14 protein-coding genes are annotated in these 16,260 nt (G+C 70.0%); 8 read left to right on the top strand and 6 right to left on the bottom strand.

The features are described from left to right. Nucleotides 1-23 precede the first annotated feature (23 nt). The 3 genes from ASD38_RS18460 to ASD38_RS18470 all read right to left on the bottom strand — a co-directional run bounded on the left by ASD38_RS18460 (nt 24) and on the right by ASD38_RS18470 (nt 4,454). The gene (locus ASD38_RS18460; protein ID WP_056446520.1) at nt 24-911 is read right to left on the bottom strand and encodes a 4-(cytidine 5'-diphospho)-2-C-methyl-D-erythritol kinase; all 888 of its coding nucleotides are present in this window, start codon (nt 909-911) and stop codon (nt 24-26) included. A 42-nt stretch (nt 912-953) separates the two neighbouring features. Further along, the gene (locus ASD38_RS18465) at nt 954-2,675 is read right to left on the bottom strand and encodes a tetratricopeptide repeat protein (RefSeq protein ID WP_056446517.1); all 1,722 of its coding nucleotides are present in this window, start codon (nt 2,673-2,675) and stop codon (nt 954-956) included. A 105-nt stretch (nt 2,676-2,780) separates the two neighbouring features. Next, nucleotides 2,781-4,454 (bottom strand): electron transfer flavoprotein-ubiquinone oxidoreductase, encoded by a 1,674-nt coding sequence (locus ASD38_RS18470; protein ID WP_056462257.1) that lies wholly within the window; start codon nt 4,452-4,454, stop codon nt 2,781-2,783. Between the two features lie 163 nt (nt 4,455-4,617). Between ASD38_RS18470 and ASD38_RS18475 the strand changes: the two genes are divergently transcribed. Both ASD38_RS18475 and ASD38_RS18480 read left to right on the top strand, forming a co-directional pair. Beyond that, nucleotides 4,618-5,451, top strand: coding sequence for a uracil-DNA glycosylase (locus ASD38_RS18475; protein WP_442857054.1), 834 nt, complete (start codon nt 4,618-4,620; stop codon nt 5,449-5,451). Nucleotides 5,452-5,561: 110 nt separating this feature from the next. Continuing rightward, complete coding sequence (locus ASD38_RS18480) at nt 5,562-7,085, top strand: lytic transglycosylase domain-containing protein (RefSeq protein ID WP_235523882.1); 1,524 nt, start codon at nt 5,562-5,564, stop codon at nt 7,083-7,085. A gap of 87 nt (nt 7,086-7,172) precedes the next feature. Here ASD38_RS18480 and ASD38_RS18485 read toward each other — a convergent pair whose 3' ends face one another. Then, nucleotides 7,173-7,649, bottom strand: a complete 477-nt coding sequence (locus tag ASD38_RS18485; protein ID WP_056462264.1) for a glycosyltransferase — start codon at nt 7,647-7,649, stop codon at nt 7,173-7,175. A 38-nt stretch (nt 7,650-7,687) separates the two neighbouring features. Continuing rightward, the gene (locus tag ASD38_RS18490) at nt 7,688-8,791 is read right to left on the bottom strand and encodes a PA0069 family radical SAM protein (RefSeq protein WP_056462266.1); all 1,104 of its coding nucleotides are present in this window, start codon (nt 8,789-8,791) and stop codon (nt 7,688-7,690) included. 199 nt (nt 8,792-8,990) lie between these two features. On the opposite strand from ASD38_RS18490, the gene ASD38_RS24335 reads away from it, so the two are divergent. After that, entirely contained in the window at nt 8,991-9,143 is a 153-nt protein-coding gene (locus ASD38_RS24335; protein ID WP_200941466.1) for a hypothetical protein, read from the top strand. A gap of 134 nt (nt 9,144-9,277) precedes the next feature. After that, nucleotides 9,278-10,255 (top strand): S1C family serine protease, encoded by a 978-nt coding sequence (locus tag ASD38_RS18495; protein WP_056462268.1) that lies wholly within the window; start codon nt 9,278-9,280, stop codon nt 10,253-10,255. A gap of 43 nt (nt 10,256-10,298) precedes the next feature. Here the strand turns inward: ASD38_RS18495 and rsgA are convergent, their stop codons facing one another. Then, nucleotides 10,299-11,366, bottom strand: a complete 1,068-nt coding sequence (gene rsgA, locus ASD38_RS18500; RefSeq protein ID WP_156390774.1) for a ribosome small subunit-dependent GTPase A — start codon at nt 11,364-11,366, stop codon at nt 10,299-10,301. 438 nt (nt 11,367-11,804) lie between these two features. On the opposite strand from rsgA, the gene ASD38_RS18505 reads away from it, so the two are divergent. Genes ASD38_RS18505 through ASD38_RS18520 form a run of 4 tightly spaced genes read left to right on the top strand, consistent with a single transcriptional unit; the run spans nt 11,805 to nt 16,230 of the window. Then, nucleotides 11,805-13,202 carry an alginate export family protein gene (locus tag ASD38_RS18505; RefSeq protein WP_156390775.1) on the top strand — a complete coding sequence of 466 codons (1,398 nt, stop codon included), beginning with the start codon at nt 11,805-11,807 and terminating at the stop codon, nt 13,200-13,202. Nucleotides 13,203-13,223: 21 nt separating this feature from the next. After that, the gene (locus ASD38_RS18510) at nt 13,224-14,525 is read left to right on the top strand and encodes a CmpA/NrtA family ABC transporter substrate-binding protein (RefSeq protein WP_056462273.1); all 1,302 of its coding nucleotides are present in this window, start codon (nt 13,224-13,226) and stop codon (nt 14,523-14,525) included. Nucleotides 14,526-14,537: 12 nt separating this feature from the next. Beyond that, entirely contained in the window at nt 14,538-15,431 is an 894-nt protein-coding gene (gene ntrB / locus ASD38_RS18515; RefSeq protein WP_056462275.1) for a nitrate ABC transporter permease, read from the top strand. A 13-nt stretch (nt 15,432-15,444) separates the two neighbouring features. Beyond that, a complete protein-coding gene (locus ASD38_RS18520) occupies nt 15,445-16,230 on the top strand; it encodes an ABC transporter ATP-binding protein (protein ID WP_056462278.1) in 786 nt (261 codons plus the stop codon). Nucleotides 16,231-16,260: the final 30 nt, after the last annotated feature.

The following is a 16,260-nucleotide window of genomic DNA, read 5'->3' on the forward strand; positions in this document are numbered from 1 at the left end:
GCTTCCGCGCTTTTCTTTTGGGGCTACCCCGCGAACGGCCCGCCCAGCCGGCAGCGCCGGACCCACCAGTCGGGCCGCATCTGCTCGAGGCGTTCGGCCAGGCCCTCGGCCTCGATGTCGCCCGCGCACAGGGCAAAGCACGTGGCGCCCGAGCCGGACATCCGGGCCAGCAGGGTCTCGGGCTCGTCGGCCAGCAGCTCCAGCACCTGGCCGATGCGCGGCTCCAGGGCCACGGCCGGGGCCTGCAGATCGTTGCGGGTGAAGCCGGCCAGCCAGGCGCAGACCTCCTCGACGCTTTCCAGGCCGTCCAGCAGCGGCGGCGGCGCCTCGCCCTCCGGCGCGACGGCCGCGTCATAGGCCCGATAGACCGCGCCGGTCGGCGACGGGACCAGCGGATTGACCAGCACGGCGTGCAGCTCCGGCAGGGCCGGCGCCGGCGACAGGCGCTCGCCCCGCCCCTCCGCCATGACCGGCGCGCCCCAAAGACAGGCCGCGCCGTCGGCGCCGAGGCTCCCGGCCACGGCCTCCAGGTCGACGTCTGACAGGTCGGGCGCCAGGGCCTCGCGCAGCAACCGCAGCGCCGCTCCGGCGTCGCTGGAGCCCCCGCCCAGGCCGGCGGCGATCGGCAGGGCCTTGTCGAGGATCAGGCGGAAGGGCGGCAGCGGTCCGCCCAGGCGCGCGCGCAGGGCGTTGGCGGCCCGCACCACCAGATTGTCGTCGCCCAGCGGGATCTCGCCGCCGAACCGGCCCGTCGCCTCGAAGCTCAACGCGTCGGCCGCCTGCAGGCTGACCCGGTCGCCGACGTCGGCGAACAGCATCAGGCTGGAGATCGGATGATAGCCGGCCGCGTCGGGGCCGCCGACGTGCAGGAACAGGTTGACCTTGGCCGGGGCGAAGGCGTCGAGGCGCATGGCGTGCCCTTGAAGCGTCTGGAAACGTCTAAAGTCGTCAGGCTACTGGCTGGAGGCCATCTTGGCCGGCGGACCGCCCAGGCCGTTCTTGAGCTTGGCCTCGGCCTCGGCCTTCTGCTTGGCGTCCGGCTCCAGGCTGAGCACCCGCTGCCACTGGTAGCGCGCCTCGATCTGGCGTCCGATGCGCCAATAGGCGTCGCCCAGGTGGCCGTTGACGTCCGGATCGCCCGGCTCCAGCTCGACGGCCTGCTCCAGCTTGGTCACGGCGGTCTGGTAGTCGCCCTGGCGGTAGTAGCCCCAGCCCAGGGAGTCGAGCATGGCGCCCGACAGCGGCCGGGCGTCGACCGCCTTCTGGACCATGGCGATGGCCTCGGGCAGGTGCACCCCGCGATCGATCCACGAATAGCCGAGATAGTTCAGCAGGTCGGGTTCGTCCGGGCTGAGCTTGATCGCCGTCAGCAGGTCGCGCTCGGCGTCGGTCCAGCGGCCGGCCCGCTCCAGGGCCACGCCGCGCATGTAGAGCAGACGCCAGTCGGGCTTGTCGCCCTCGCCGGCGATCAGCGGATCCAGGGCGGCGGCCGACTCGGCCCAGCGCTCGTTGGCCCGCAGCAGGTCGGCATAGGTGATCTGCGCGTCTCGGTCCTTGGGCGCGGCGACGGCGGCCTGCTGGGCCAGGGCGACGGCCTTTTCCTTGTCGCCGCCGGTCTGGTAGCTCCAGGCCAGCTTGGACTGGGCCGCGACATAGCGGGCCGAGGTCGGCGCCACCTTGGCGTAGGCCTCGCGGGCTCCGGCGGTGTCGTCGTCCTGGGCCAGCAGATCGCCGACCAGCAGCCAGGCGTCGTCGCGCTTGGGATCCAGCCGTAGGGCCAGGCGCAGATAGGCCAGGCCGAACTGGCTCTGGCGCTCGCTGGCGAAGGTGGCGGCGCAGGCGACCAGCATGTGGGCGGCGCCCTGCTTGTCGGTCGGCAGGGCCGGCGCCGGACCGCGCGCCGCGGCCCGGTCCCGGGCCATCCGCAGGCCCTGATCGTCCGGATCGCGGGCCAGGGCCGCGTCATACAGCGCCACGGCGTCGGCCTGACGCTTGCGGCGCTCCAGGAACGCGCCGTAGTCCTCGACGAACAGGCCCCGGGCGTTCTCGATCGCCATCAGCGCCTTGTAGTCGGTCTCGGCCTCGTCATAGCGCTTGGCGCGCTCGTAGAGCCGCGCCTGGCTCAGCTGGCCGAAAAACTGCACGAACCGGTCGCCCTGCAGCTCCGGACGTGTCACCGCGTCGGCGTTGTCGCCCGCCGCGGCGGCCAGCCACGGGGCCAGCAGCACGGCGGCGGGACGGTGGGGGAAGCCCAGGGTCTCGGTCTTCAGCAGCGTCTGGGCGTCGCGGCCCTTGCCGCTGGCCATCAGGTCGACCACCCGGGTCAGGACGCCCAGCCGGCGAACCTGCTCGTTGGCGTCGGCGCCGCGCGGGGCGATGGCGGCGGCGCGCTGCACGTCACCCGCCAGCAGGGCCGCGGTGAAGGCGCGGTCGGCCAGCACCCCCGGATCCTCGTCCAGCTGGCGGGCCTCGTCGAAATAGGTCGCCGCCTGGGCGTTCGAGCCGTTCAGCAACGCCGCCTGCCCGGCCAGGAACTGGCCATAGGCCGATCGGTTCGAGCCCCAGGCGGATCCCACGGCGAACTGGCCCCGCAGGTCCGGCCCGGGCGCGGCGGCGGCGCAGGCGGTCAGGGTCGAGGCCGAGAGAAGGGCGAGGAGAAGCTTGATACGCGTCATGTCCGCACCCTCATCGGTTTCCGGGCGCGCCGCAAGAAAAAGGCGCGGTCCGAACGTTCGGACCGCGCCTCCAGTCTCGCGTTTATGGGGCCTTTCGAAGGCCGCTTACATGTTCGGATAGTTCGGTCCGCCGCCGCCCTCGGGCGTGGTCCACACGATGTTCTGCGACGGGTCCTTGATGTCGCAGGTTTTGCAGTGGACGCAGTTCTGGGCGTTGATCTGGAAGCGCGGGTTCTGGCCCTGCTCGTTGTAGAGCACCTCGTAGACGCCCGCCGGGCAGTAGAGCCGGGCCGGTTCGCCGTACTTGGGCAGGTTCACCGCGATCGGGACGGTCGGGTCCTTCAGCGTCAGGTGGGCCGGCTGGTCTTCCTCGTGGTTGGTGGCCGAGATGAACACCGAGCTCAGCTTGTCGAAGCTGATCACGCCGTCCGGCTTGGGATAGACCAGCGGCTTGTAGTCCTTGGCCAGGCCCGTCGACGCCGCGTCGGTCTTCTCGTGCTTCATCGTGCCGAAGAACGAGAACCCGCCGGTCAGGTGGTTGACCCACATGTCGAACATGCCCAGCGCTCCGCCCAGGGCGGTGCCGAACTTGCCCAGCAGCGGCTTGGCGTTGCGGACGACCTTCAGCTCCTTGGCCACCCAGGACTTCTCGTAGAGCTCCTGATAGGCGACCAGCTCGTCGCCGGCGCGGCCGGCGGCGAGGGCCTCGAAGGCGGCGTCGGCGGCCAGCATGCCGGTCTTCACCGCGTTGTGGCTGCCCTTGATCCGCGGCACGTTGACGAAGCCGGCCGAGCAGCCGATCAGCGCCCCGCCCGGGAAGGTCAGCTTCGGGACGGACTGATAGCCCCCCTCGGTGATGGCCCGCGCGCCGTAGGCGATGCGCTTGCCGCCTTCCAGGTGCGGCTTGACCGCCGGATGGTGCTTGAAGCGCTGGAACTCGTCGAACGGCGACAGCCAGGGGTTCTTGTAGTTCAGGTGCACGACGTAGCCGATGGCCACGTAGTTGTCCCCGAAGTGGTACATGAAGCTGCCGCCGCCGGTCTGGTTGTCCAGCGGCCAGCCGGTGGTGTGCTCGGCCAGGCCCGGCTGGTGCTTCTCGGGCGGCACCTGCCACAATTCCTTGATGCCGATGCCGAACTTCTGCGGCGACTTGCCGGCCGACAGGTCGAACTTGGCGATCAGCTGCTTGGCCAGCGAGCCACGCACGCCCTCGGCGATGAACACGTACTTGCCGTGCAGCTCCATGCCGGGGTTGTAGTCGGGCTTGTGGTGCCCGTCCTTGGCCACGCCCACGACGCCGACCACGACGCCCTTGACCGAGCCGTCGGCGTTCCAGACCAGGTCCGAGGCCGCGAAGCCCGGATAGATCTCGACGCCCAGCTCCTCGGCCTGGGCGGCCAGCCAGCGCGAGACATTGCCCAGGGAGGCGATGTAGCAGCCGTGATTGTGCATGAACGGCGGCATGGCGAACATCGGCAGCGAGAGGTCGCCCGATGGGCCCAGCAGCCGGAAGACGTCCTTGGTGACGGGGGTCTCCAGCGGCGCGCCGCGTTCCTTCCAGTCGGGGAACAGCTCGGCCAGGCCCTTGGGATCGATCACCGCGCCCGACAGGATGTGGGCGCCGACTTCCGAGCCCTTTTCCAGCACGGCCACCGAAACCTCGGTCCCGGCCTTGGCCGCCAGTTGCTTGAGTCGGATGGCGGCCGAAAGGCCCGCCGGTCCGCCGCCGACGATGACGACGTCGTATTCCATCGACTCGCGTTCGAGCTCTTCGCTCATGGGATCTCCCGCCCCGGGCGCACTCTGCCCGCGTTCTTGCTGTTTGAATCGAAGCTTATCGTGAGGTGACGCATCGGTGGTCAAGAATAAACGGATGTTTTTTGCTGCGATGCAGCGCAGCCCCGACGTGGCGAGCGTCGAAACTTCGTACTAAGAGAAACGCATGGACCTCCCCATCGCGTCTCACGTCGATCCGCGCGCCGTGGAAAGCCTGCTCGCCTTCTGGGCCGATGCGGGTGTCGAGGCCTCGTACGCGGACGATCCGATCGACCGCCTGGCCGAGGGCGCGGCCCTGCTGCGGGCCCGCAAGGAGCCCCCCGCCCCGGTCGCCGTCGCGCCCGTCGCGACGCCGGCCTTCGGTCGCGGACCCGATCTGGGCGCCGCCGTCGCCGAGGCCCAGGCCCTGGCCGCCGCCTGCGCCGACCTGCCCGCCCTGGCCGCCGCCATCGCCGCCTTCGACGGCTGCCCGCTCAAGACCCAGGGCGCCCGGCAGGCCGTGGTCTCGCGCGGCCCGGCCGACGCGCCCCTGATGATCATCGGCGAGGCCCCCGGGGCCGACGAGGACCTGCAGGGCGCGCCGTTCGTCGGCCGCGCCGGCCAGCTTCTGGACCGCATGCTGAAAGCCGCCGGCGTGCTGGACCGCGCCTTCGTCACCAACACCGTGTTCTGGCGTCCGCCGGGCAACCGCACGCCCACCCCGCAGGAGCAGGCCGTCTGCGCGCCGTTCCTCGAGCGGGCGATTCAGCTGGTGCGGCCGAAGATCCTGCTTTTGGTCGGCGGCGCCTCGGCGAAGAGCATGCTGAAGCGCGAGGAAGGCATATTGTCGCTCCGCGGACGGTGGTTCGAATGGACCTCCAGCGACGGCCAGACCGAGCTTCCGGCCTTGCCCACCTTGCATCCGGCGTTCCTGCTGCGTCAGCCGGCGGCCAAGAAAAAGGCCTGGGCCGACATGCTTATGCTCAGTGAGAGGCTTGATCGCCCGGAGCGTCCCAACTAGAGATTCGGGCGACCAGTTGGACACGGGACGCGTCGGGGAGCCTTTCGGGGCAAGGGCGCGGAAACGCATTGCAGCTTCTAGCTCGCCCTCTGGCCGTTTTCTCGGCCTTCGTGTTTTGCCTCGCGGTCGCTTTCAGCGCCCCCTCGAGCGCCCGCGCGTCGTCGCTCGAGCCGCTGTCGGACGCCGACGCCCGCTTCTATCGCGCCGCCTTCGCCGCCGCCGACCATGGTGATTTCGACGCCGCCGAGGCCGCCGCGGCCAACGCCCGCGACCGCAGCCTGCGGGGCCGGCTGGAATTTTCCAAGATCATGCATCCGCGCGCCTACGCGGCCAGCTATGACGAGCTGACCGACTGGCTGGACTCCTACGGCGACCAGGCCGGCGCCGACCGGGTCTACGCCCTGGCCGTCAAGCGCAAGCCGGCCCGCGTCGCCGCGCCGAAGATCCCGGCCCTGTTCGTGGCCGGCGCCAAGGGCCCCGCCCCGGCCGACAAGGCCCGCGCCGCCCGCGAGGCCTATTATTCCGGCGACGTGAAGAAGGCCCTGACCCTGGCCGAGCGCGCCGACGAGCCCTGGATCGCCGGCTTGTCGGCCTTCCGCCTGCAGGCCTACGCCCAGGCCCGGACCTATTTCGAACGCGTCGCCGACGACGACAAGCAGGACGAATGGCTGCGGTCGGCCGCCTCGTTCTGGGCCGCGCGCTCGGCGGCGTCCGGCGGCCAAGCCCGCGACGTCGAGGATCTGCTCAGCGCGGCCGCCCGCGCGCCCAACACCTTCTACGGCATGATCGCCGCCCGCCAGTTGGCCCTGGCCGGCCTGGCCCTGGCCCAGGACGACCCGATCGCCGCCCTGCTGACCAAGGTGTCCTACGAAGGGCCCGACACCGCCTCGCTGGCCCGCCTGCTGGCCGCCGACCCGCGCGCGCGTCGCGCCGCCGCCCTGGCCCAGATCGGCCGCTGGGCCGAGGCCGGCCAGGAACTGCGCGCCGGCCTGTCCCTGGCCAGCGACGATCCCAAGGCCCGCGGCGACTGGACCGACCTGGCCCTGGCCCTCAATGAAAAGGCTCCGCTGAACGCCGGGCGCGCGGTCAAGCGCGTGGGCGGCGAGGACTATCCCCTCCCCCTGCTGGAGCCCAAGGGCGGCTTCACGATCGACAAGGCCATGGTCTACGCCCTGGTGCGCCAGGAAAGCCGCTTCGACCCCTACGCCACGTCGGGCTCGGGCGCGGTGGGCCTGATGCAGCTGATGCCGATCGCCGCGGCCCGCGCGGCCGGCGACGACAAGCTGCTGGCCGACACCACCCCGCTGCTGGACCCCAGCTTCAACCTGCGGGTCGGCCAGGACTATTTCACCTGGCTGATGGACCGCGGCCTGCAGAGCCCGGACCTGTTCCGCGCCGTCGCGGCCTATAACGGCGGCCCTGGCACGCTGATCAAGACCCAGGAACAGCTGGGCGGCGCAGACTGCGATCCGCTGATGCTGATCGAGAGCCTGCCGGCCCAGGAAACCCGCAACTATGTCGAGAAGGTCATGGCCTCGTACTGGACCTATCGCAAGCTGATGGGCGCCGAGACCAAGACCCTCGACGCCGCGGCCAGCGGCGCGCGGGTGATCGACTTCCGCCTGGATCAGTAAGGGCAGGCTCCGAGCGCTCTCCAATCAAGCTCTCCGGTTTGGGATCTAGGTCCCGGCATTCGCCGGGATGAGCGGAGGTTTGGGAGCTCAAACCCGCAGCCGCGCGGCCCTAGGCTTCAGCCGCCCCAGCAGCGCCTTCAGCGGGTCGCCGCCGGGCTTGAAGCCGCCCGCCGCCTCGACGGCCTCCCGCGAGGCGAGAACCGCCAGCGGACGCCCGAACAGACCCGGCGCGGCGATCCAGGCCGGTTTGCCGCCGCCGCCCGCCAGGTGGGCCTCGACAGGCGTGCGCCAGGCTTCCGGCAGGACCATGTCCTCGCCCAGCGCCAGGATCCAGGCGCTCCTGGCCGCCGCGCAGCCGGCCGCCAGCCGCGTCCCCGCGTCGCCGGACGCCTGGACCACCCGCGCCCCGCTGTCCTCGGCGATGGCCAGGGTGGCGTCGGTCGAGCCGGCGTCGGCGAACACCACCGCCTTGACCAGGCCGTCGACGGCGGCCGGCACCAGCAGCGGCAGGACATGGACCAGGCGCGCGGCGCTGTTTTGGGTCGGCAGGACGACGGTGATCATGGTCCTGCTTCAGGGCATCGCGGCGATCAGGTCAAGGGCTAGAACAGCGACAACTGATCCCCCGCCTTGGCCGGCACGCCGAACTGGGTCAGATCCAGCGGCGCCAGCTTGCGGTCCAGCCCGAACCGTGTCCGCGCCAGATGGAACCGCTGGCTCATCACCTCGGCCACCGGCCCCTCACCGGTCATCCGTTTGCCCCACTCGGAACTGTAGGCCGCCCCATTGCGCATCTGGCGGATCAGCGACATCACCCGCTTGGCGCGGTCGGGATGCTCGGCGGCCAGCCACTCCTCGAACAGGTCCTTGATCTCCAACGGCAGGCGCACGGCGACATAGCCGGCCGTGGTCGCCCCGGCGGCGGCGGCGGCTTCCAGCACCGCCTCCATCTCGTGGTCGTTCAGCGAGGGGATGGACGGGGCGAACATCACCGTGGTCGGCACGCCCGCCGCCGTCAGCTGGCGCACCGCGTCGATCCGGCGCTTGGGTGTCGCGGCGCGCGGCTCCATGCTGCGCGACAGCCGGTGGTCCAGGCTGGTGATCGACACCGCCGCCCGCGCCAGCCCCGCCTGGCCCATCGGCCCCAGGATGTCGAGATCGCGGGTGATCAGGTTCGACTTGGTGATGATCGTGAACGGGTGGCGGAACCGCTGAAGGGTCTCGAGCACCGCCCGCGTCACCCGCAGCTTGCGCTCGTCGGGCTGGTAGGGATCGGTGTCGCCGCCGATATGGATGACCTTGGGGACGTAGCCCTTCTTGGACAGCTCGCGCTCGAGCAGCTTGCCGGCCTCGGGCTTGAAATAGATCCTGGTCTCGAAATCCAGGCCCGGCGAATGGCCCAGATAGGCGTGGGCCGGTCGCGCGTAGCAGTAGATGCAGCCATGGCTGCAGCCCCGATAGGGATTGATCGAACTCTCGAAGCCGACGTCGGGGCTGTCGTTGCGGGCGATGATGGTCCGCGACTTCATCGGCTGCAGCGTGGTGGCGATCTGGGCCGGCTCGTCCTCCTCGCCCCAGCCGTCGTCGAAGGCTTCGCTGACCTGGGACTCGAAGCGGCCGGTGCGATTGGACTTGGCCCCGCGCCCCCGCGCGGCGCCCTGCACGCTTGGCGGCGGGTGACCGGGAAGATTGGCGGGAGCGACCATGCGTCGATCATGAACCGTCGATGAGAACATTTCAAGAACACAAATGACCAGCGAACGGCGCGACGAACGGTTTCGAGGCGCCTCTCCCTCATTCGCGCCCATCGTGGCGGCCTTCGCTGACAGCCGCAAAGGTTCGTGCCAAGCTGCCCGCGAGGCACGCCGGGCGAAAGGCGCCCGGCTCTCGCATCCGGAGTTCCCCATGACCACCAAGCCGGACGACAAGGCCGACACCCAAGCCGAAACGCCGCACGTCGCCAAGGTCGGCGTGATCGACGCGGGCCACAACGTCACCAGCTTCAACGACGAGCCGATCACCGGCCTGCTCGCCGACATCGCCGACGGCGACGACTGATCGACCACGGCGCCGTCGCCTCGCGTCTGGCGGGGCGACGGTCTGGTCCGGGCTCCGCCTAGCCCTCTTGTTCGATCCCCCTCTTGTTCAAGGCAGGCCGCGCCCCAGATTTGAGTCTCCTAGAGGAGATCGACTTGTCATCACCGTTCCAAGGGCACGAGGTCGAAGCGCGGTTGCGCCCCGCCGCCAGCGCCTATGCTTTCGACCTTGATCACGCGTTGTCCTCGGTCGTCGCGCTGGAATCCCAGGTTCCGGCCGACGCCTTCACCGCGCGCATCCTCGGGACCGAACGGCTGGGAAACGGCGTGGTGATCAGCGAGAGCGGTCTGGTGCTGACCATGGCCTATCTGATCACCGAGGCCAGCCAGGTCGTCCTGACGCTCAACGACGGCAAGCGCGTCCAGGCCCATGTGCTGGGCTTCGACGGCCAGACCGGGCTGGGCCTGGTCCAGGCGCTCGAGCCCCTCGGCTTGCCGCCGCTGCGGCTGGGAACCGCGAAGATCCTGGACTCCGGAAGCCCGGTCGTCATCGCCGGGGCCGGCGGACGGGCCCACGCGGCCGCCGGACGGGTGCTCACGCGCATGCCGTTCGCCGGCTATTGGGAATATCTGCTGGACGAGGCGATCATCACCGAACCGGCCCACCCGCATTGGAGCGGCGCGGCCCTGATCGGCCCCGAGGGCGAACTGGTCGGCGTCGGCTCGCTCAGCCTGTCGGGGCAAGCGAGGGACGGCCGGGCCAAGCCCATGAACATGTTCGTGCCCGCCGAACTGCTGCCGCCGATCCTGGACGATCTGGCGCGGGGCCGGCCCGCCCATCCGCCTCGCCCCTGGCTGGGCGTCTTCGCGCAGGAGACCGAATCCCGGGTCGTCCTGGTCGGGGTGTCGCCCGGCAGCCCCGCCGCCCGCGCCGAACTCCACGCCGGCGACCTGGTGCTGGCCGTGGCGGGCGACGAAGTGTCGGACCTGACCGAGTTCTACACGGCCCTCTGGGACCAGGGACCGGCCGGCGTCACGATCCCGCTGCGCATCCAGCGCGAGCAGGACGTGTTCGAGGTCGAGATCCGCTCGGTCGACCGCAACACGCTGCTGAAGAAGCCCCGGCTGAACTAGCGGAACCGCGCGTCGAGACGGTGGACAAGGGCTTGCCTGAAGATCAGTCGGCGCCCCGGTCGTCCCGCTTCGTGGCGCGGTATTTCTTCTGCAGCCCGGCCAGGCGCCGGCGTTCGACGTCCCTGGCCGCGCGATCGGCCTTGTCCTCCACGGCGGCCAGTTCAAGCCCGAGCTTCTGGAAGTGCGCCCAGCGGTCGGGGTCGAGAGCCCCGCTCTGCAGCGCGGCGCGCACCGCACAGCCCGGTTCGTTGGCGTGACCGCAGTCGTTGAACCGGCAGGTCTCCGCCAGGCGCTCGATATCCTCGAACACCGCGCTCAGGCCCTCGTCGGCGTCGATCAGCCCGACCTCCCGGACGCCGGGCGTGTCGACGATCAACCCGCCGCCGGGCAGTAGGACCAGCTGGCGGTGGCTGGTGGTGTGGCGTCCCTGGTCGTCGGCTTCACGGATCGCCTGGGTCGCCATGCGTTCCTCGCCCAGCAGGGCGTTGACCAGCGTCGACTTTCCAACGCCGGACGAGCCGATCAGCACGCACGTCTCGCCCGGCGCCAGATGCGCCAGCAAGGCCTCCAGACCCAGGCCCTGCCGCGCCGACACCATGACGACGGGGCAGCCGGCCGCCAGGGCCTCCAGCTCGGCCTGGGGCAGCGGCTCGGCGCGGAGGTCCGACTTGGTCAGCACCACCACGGGGCGCGCGCCGCTCTGCCAGGCGGCGGCGAGATAACGCTCGATCCGGCGCGGATTGAGGTCGGCGTTCATCGAGGTGACGATGAAGGCCAGGTCGATGTTGGCGGCGACCACCTGCGGCGTCTGAGCGCTGTCGGCGGCCCGCCGCACGAAGGCGGTGCGGCGCGGCAGGATGGCGTGGATGGTGGCGGTGCGTTCGACGAGGTTCGTCGACAGCGCCACCCAGTCGCCGACCGCCGGGTGGCCGGCCTCTCGAGCCTCGTGGCGCAGGCGTCCGGAAGGCTTGGCGCGCAGTTCGCCCTCGTCGGTGGCCACCAGATAGCCGTCCCGCTGCTGGACGACAACGCGTCCAGGGGTGTGGCCCGCGCGCGCGTGCGGTTCGAAGGCCCGCATCAGCAGGTCGGACCATCCATAGTGCTTGATCAAGTCAGGGGCTTCCACATCGCCAGCGATCTGGCGCCGGCTCGCCGTGACGCACTCTATGGCCGTCAGCCTGCGACGACCAGCTATCCTCGCGGCCGCCTGGCGAACATCGGCCGCGACGCCGCCGCGGCGCTCCCGATGCGTCGCGTCCGGATGATCCAAACGCGGAAATACCGGGCAGAGCGCTGCTTTGGTCTGCATGGCCGCTGTGCAAAACAGCGCCGTTGTGCGGCGCGGCGCCACGGAACAATGTTTTGCGATTGTCGGCGCGCCGCGTCGGCCTCCTCCTGATCACGACACGCGGAACAACGATGTTCCGTGTTGACCCGAGAGGGTCGCCGGCCGCGACGTAGCGGCTTGGTAAGCTTGGACAATGGCGTCCGGAGAGATCGCGGCAGCGATCCCGCCGGGCGTTTTTTTTTGGCCTCAGGGGATGAAGGCATGAAGAGATGGAAAGTCATGCTGCGCTGCGGCGCGGCACTGAGCACGCTTGCCTGGAGCACGGCCGCCATGGCGCAGGCCGCGCCAGATTCCGCGCCGCGATCCGTCGCCGAAGCGACGGTCGAGCCCGCGCCGGAACCGGCCCCCGAACCCGCCGAACCGCCGCCGCCTCCAGCCCCGCCGCCGACCTTCAGCGACCAGATCGCGGCCGGAAGACTGATCCTGGAGGTCCGCGGCCGCTACGAAGGCGTCGACCAGACCAAGACCGCCACGCTCACCGAGGACGCCGCCGCCTACACCGTTCGCACCCGCCTGGGCTGGGAGACCGCCGAGTTCGCCAAGGTCAAGGGCCTGATCGAGGTCGAGGACGTCCGCCAGGTTGGGCCCGAGCACTACGCCGTCAACGTGCCGGGCGCGCTAACGCCGCCGCTGAACGGCGCCGACAAGGCCAAGTATCCGATCGTCAATGATCCGGACGTCACCGAGCTGAACCGCCTCCAACTGACCTGGACGCCCAGCAGCGCCCTGCAGGTGGTCGCCGGCCGCCAGCGCATCCTGCTCGACGACCAGCGTTTCGTCGGCAATGTCGGCTGGCGCCAGGACGAGCAGACCTTCGACGCCGTCCGGACCGATTTCGCCTTCGGCCGGTTCAAGGCGACCTACGCCTATGTCTCCCACGTCAACCGCATCCTCGGCGAACTGAAGGACTGGGACAGCGACAGCCACCTGCTGAACGCCACCTGGTCGCCGGCCGAGGCGCTGCGCCTGCAGGGCTTCGTCTACGCCCTGGACTTCGGCAATTCGGCGATCAATTCGTCGCTGACCACGGGGGCCAAGGCCTCGGGCAAGACCTGGGTCGGTCTCTACCAGCTGGCCTACAACGCCACCTACGTCAAGCAGTCGGACTACCATCACAACACGCCGGACTACGCCCTGACCTATTTCGGCGGCGACCTCGCCGGGACCTTCGACATCTACACGGTCAAGGCCAGCTACGAGTCGCTGGAAGGCGACGGCGTGCGCGGCTTCACCACGCCCCTGGCCACCGTCCACGCCTTCCAGGGCTGGGCCGACGCCTTCGTCTCGCCGGGCGGCAACAAGAGCTTCGTCGACGGGATCGAGGACGCCAACCTCACCTTCAACGCCAAGCCGCGCTTCAAGCGGACCTACTTCTTCAACACCGACATCCTGGTCCGCTACCACGACTTCAACGGCCAGCGGACCGGCGCGGACCTCGGGCACGAGTGGGACATCGCGTTCGCCGCCGCCATCACCCCCAAGCTTTCGATCCAGCTGAAGTACGCCGACTTCCAGCGCGAAAAGACCGTGCCCCTGGGCGCGGCGACGCCGCCGGCCTCGCGGACCAAGGCCTGGTTCACCCTCGAATACAAACTCTGACCTGCAGCGGGATTTGAGATCATGACCAAGACCGACAAGACCGCCGACCTGGCGACCGATGTCAGCCTGACCCGCCGCCACGCTCTGGTGGGCGCGGCCGCCACGCTCGCCGCCGCCAGGGCCCTGTTCCCGGCCGGCGCCCACGCGGCCGGCGCCGGGCCCGAGGTGGCCAAGGCCCGGCTGGGCTTCATCGCCCTGACCGACTCCGCCCCGGTGATCATCGCCAAGGAGCGCGGCCTGTTCGCCAAGTACGGCCTGCCCGACCTGGAGGTGGTCAAGCAGGCCTCGTGGGCCGCCACCCGCGACAATCTGGTGCTGGGCTCGGAGCGCGGCGGCATCGACGGCGCCCACATCCTCTCGCCCATGCCCTATCTGATGACCACCGGATCGATCACCGGCGGCGCGCCGACGCCGATGTACATCCTGGCCCGCCTCAACACGAACGGTCAGGGCATCTCGGTCGGCAACGACCTGAAGGCGGTGAAGGTCGGGCTCAACAGCGCCGGGGCCAAGGCCAAGTTCCAGCAGATGAAGGCGGCCGGCAACATCGCCAAGGTGGCCATGACCTTCCGGGGCGGCACCCACGACCTGTGGGTCCGTTACTGGCTGGCGGCCGGCGGCATCAATCCCGAGACCGACATCGCCACCATCGTCATCCCGCCGCCCCAGATGGTGGCCAACATGAAGGCGGGCACCCAGGACGCCTTCTGCGTGGGCGAGCCTTGGAACGGCCAGCTGGTCAACCAGCGGGTCGGCTACACCGCCTGCCTGACCTCGGAACTGTGGATGAACCACCCCGAGAAGGCCCTGGGCATGCGCGCCGCCTGGGTCGACAAGTATCCTCGCGCCGCCCAGGCCATCACGGCCGCCGTGCAGGAGGCGGCCCTGTGGTGCGACAAGGCCTCGAACCTGCCGGCCATGTGCTCGATCGTTTCGGGGCGGCAGTACATCAACGTGCCGATGGGCGACATCCTGCCCCGCCTGCAGGGCACGGTGGACTATGGCGACGGCCGGACGCTGAAGAACTCGCCGCACCGGATGAAGTTCTGGGCCGACAGCGCCAGCTTCCCGTTCAAGTCGCACGACCTGTGGTTCCTGACCGAGGACATCCGCTGGGGCGTGCTGCCCCAGAAGACCAACACCAAGGCGTTGGTCGACAGGGTCAACCGCTCGGACATCTGGCGCGCGGCGGCCAAGACCATCGGCCAGGCGGGCCCCGCCGGCGACAGCCGCGGCGTCGAGCGCTTCTTCGACGGCAAGGTGTTCGACCCGGCCAATCCGGGCGCTTACCTGGCCAGCCAGCCGATCAAGAAGCTGGTCTAGGGAGGGCGCGGCATGACCTTTCCCAAGCCCTCGTTCTCGCCGGCCGAGCCGATCGCGGTCGAGTCCCTCGCCCCGGCGGCCAGCGGCGAGACCCGCGTCTCGGGCCTGGCCGAGGTCGCGCGGCGGGCCGGCGCCGCGGCGGCCGCGGTCATCCCGCCGCTGCTGACCCTGCTGACCGTCCTGGGCGTCTGGCAGCTGGCGGTCGGGGACTCCTATGGCGGCCTGCCGTCGCCCAGCCAGGTCTGGCTGGGATCCAAGGACCTGATCCTGGATCCGTTCTACGACCACGGCGGCGTCGACAAGGGCCTGTTCTGGCACGTGCTGACCAGCCTCAAGCGGGTCGGGGTCGGCTTTTCGATCTCGGCGGTCTGCGGGGTGATGCTGGGCGTGCTGATAGGCTCCAACCGCTGGGCGCATCGCGGCCTGGACCCGATCTTCCAGGTGCTGCGCACCGTGCCGCCCCTGGCCTGGCTGCCGATCTCGCTAGCCGCCTTCCGCGAGGCCCAGCCCTCGGCCCTGTTCGTGATCTTCATCACCTCGATCTGGCCGATCATCATCAACACGGCCGTCGGCGTGCGCAACATCCCGACCGACTACGTCAATGTCGCCAAGGTGCTGCGGCTGTCGCCCGTCGAGTACTTCTTCAAGATCCTGCTGCCGGCCACCACGCCCTACATCTTCACCGGCCTGCGGATCGGCATCGGCATGAGCTGGCTGGCCATCGTCGCCTCCGAGATGCTGCTGGGCGGCGTCGGCGTCGGGTTCTTCATCTGGGACCAGTACAACGCCTCGCGCATCTCCGACATCATCGTGGCCCTGGCCTGGGTCGGACTGACCGGCTTCTTCCTCGATCGCCTGGTGGCCCTGCTGGGCCACGTCATCTCGCGCGACGACGCGGCGAGCTAGGAGACATCGCATCATGGCCAAGGCCTATCTCTCCATCGAAGGCGTCGGCGTCACGTTCGCCAAGGGCGCCGCCCGTTCCGAGGTGCTGACCGGCATCGACCTGAAGGTCGACAAGGGCGAGTTCGTCTCGATCATCGGCCATTCCGGCTGCGGAAAATCGACCCTGCTGAACGTGGTCGCCGGCCTGGTTCCGGTGACCACCGGAGCGGTGATCCTCGACAAGCAGGAGGTCAACGCCCCCGGCCCGGACCGGGCGGTGGTGTTCCAGAACCATTCGCTGCTGCCGTGGCTGTCCGTGCGCGAGAACGTCGCCCTGGCGGTCGACAAGGTGTTCGGCGCGACCAAGACGGCCGCCGAGCGCCGCGCGTGGACCCTGCACAACCTGGAGCTGGTCAAGATGACCCACGCCCTGGACAAGCGGCCCTCGGAGATCTCGGGCGGCATGAAGCAGCGGGTCGGCATCGCCCGGGCCCTGGCCATGGAGCCCAAGGTGCTGCTGCTGGACGAGCCGTTCGGCGCCCTGGACGCCCTGACCCGCGCCCACCTGCAGGACAGCGTCATGGATATCCACGCCAGCCTGAACAACACGGTGCTGATGGTCACCCACGACGTCGACGAGGCCGCCCTGCTTTCGGACCGCATCGTGATGATGACCAACGGCCCGCGCGCCGCGATCGGCCAGGTGCTCGACGTGCGCCTCGAACGCCCGCGCGACCGCCTGGCCGTCGCCGAGAACCCGACCTACATCCACGCCCGGGCCGCGGTGATCGAGTTCCTCTACGCCCGCCGCGCGGCCTAGGGGCGGGCGCGGCGCGTGTGGGCTGCTCGG

The sequence above is a fragment of the Caulobacter sp. Root487D2Y genome, assembly GCF_001427165.1.
GTDB lineage: Bacteria > Pseudomonadota > Alphaproteobacteria > Caulobacterales > Caulobacteraceae > Caulobacter.

Bases quoted from the DNA above. Each gene is read 5' to 3' on its own strand.
- ASD38_RS18460 (WP_056446520.1), bottom strand. From the start codon at position 911: ATGCGCCTCGACGCCTTCGCCCCGGCCAAGGTCAACCTGTTCCTGCAC.
- ASD38_RS18490 (WP_056462266.1), bottom strand. From the start codon at position 8,791: ATGGTCGCTCCCGCCAATCTTCCCGGTCACCCGCCGCCAAGCGTGCAG.
- ntrB (WP_056462275.1), top strand. From the start codon at position 14,538: ATGACCTTTCCCAAGCCCTCGTTCTCGCCGGCCGAGCCGATCGCGGTC.
- ASD38_RS18465 (WP_056446517.1), bottom strand. From the start codon at position 2,675: ATGACGCGTATCAAGCTTCTCCTCGCCCTTCTCTCGGCCTCGACCCTG.
- ASD38_RS18485 (WP_056462264.1), bottom strand. From the start codon at position 7,649: ATGATCACCGTCGTCCTGCCGACCCAAAACAGCGCCGCGCGCCTGGTC.
- ASD38_RS18505 (WP_156390775.1), top strand. From the start codon at position 11,805: ATGAAGAGATGGAAAGTCATGCTGCGCTGCGGCGCGGCACTGAGCACG.
- ASD38_RS18510 (WP_056462273.1), top strand. From the start codon at position 13,224: ATGACCAAGACCGACAAGACCGCCGACCTGGCGACCGATGTCAGCCTG.
- ASD38_RS18475 (WP_442857054.1), top strand. From the start codon at position 4,618: ATGGACCTCCCCATCGCGTCTCACGTCGATCCGCGCGCCGTGGAAAGC.
- ASD38_RS18520 (WP_056462278.1), top strand. From the start codon at position 15,445: ATGGCCAAGGCCTATCTCTCCATCGAAGGCGTCGGCGTCACGTTCGCC.
- ASD38_RS18470 (WP_056462257.1), bottom strand. From the start codon at position 4,454: ATGAGCGAAGAGCTCGAACGCGAGTCGATGGAATACGACGTCGTCATC.
- ASD38_RS24335 (WP_200941466.1), top strand. From the start codon at position 8,991: ATGACCACCAAGCCGGACGACAAGGCCGACACCCAAGCCGAAACGCCG.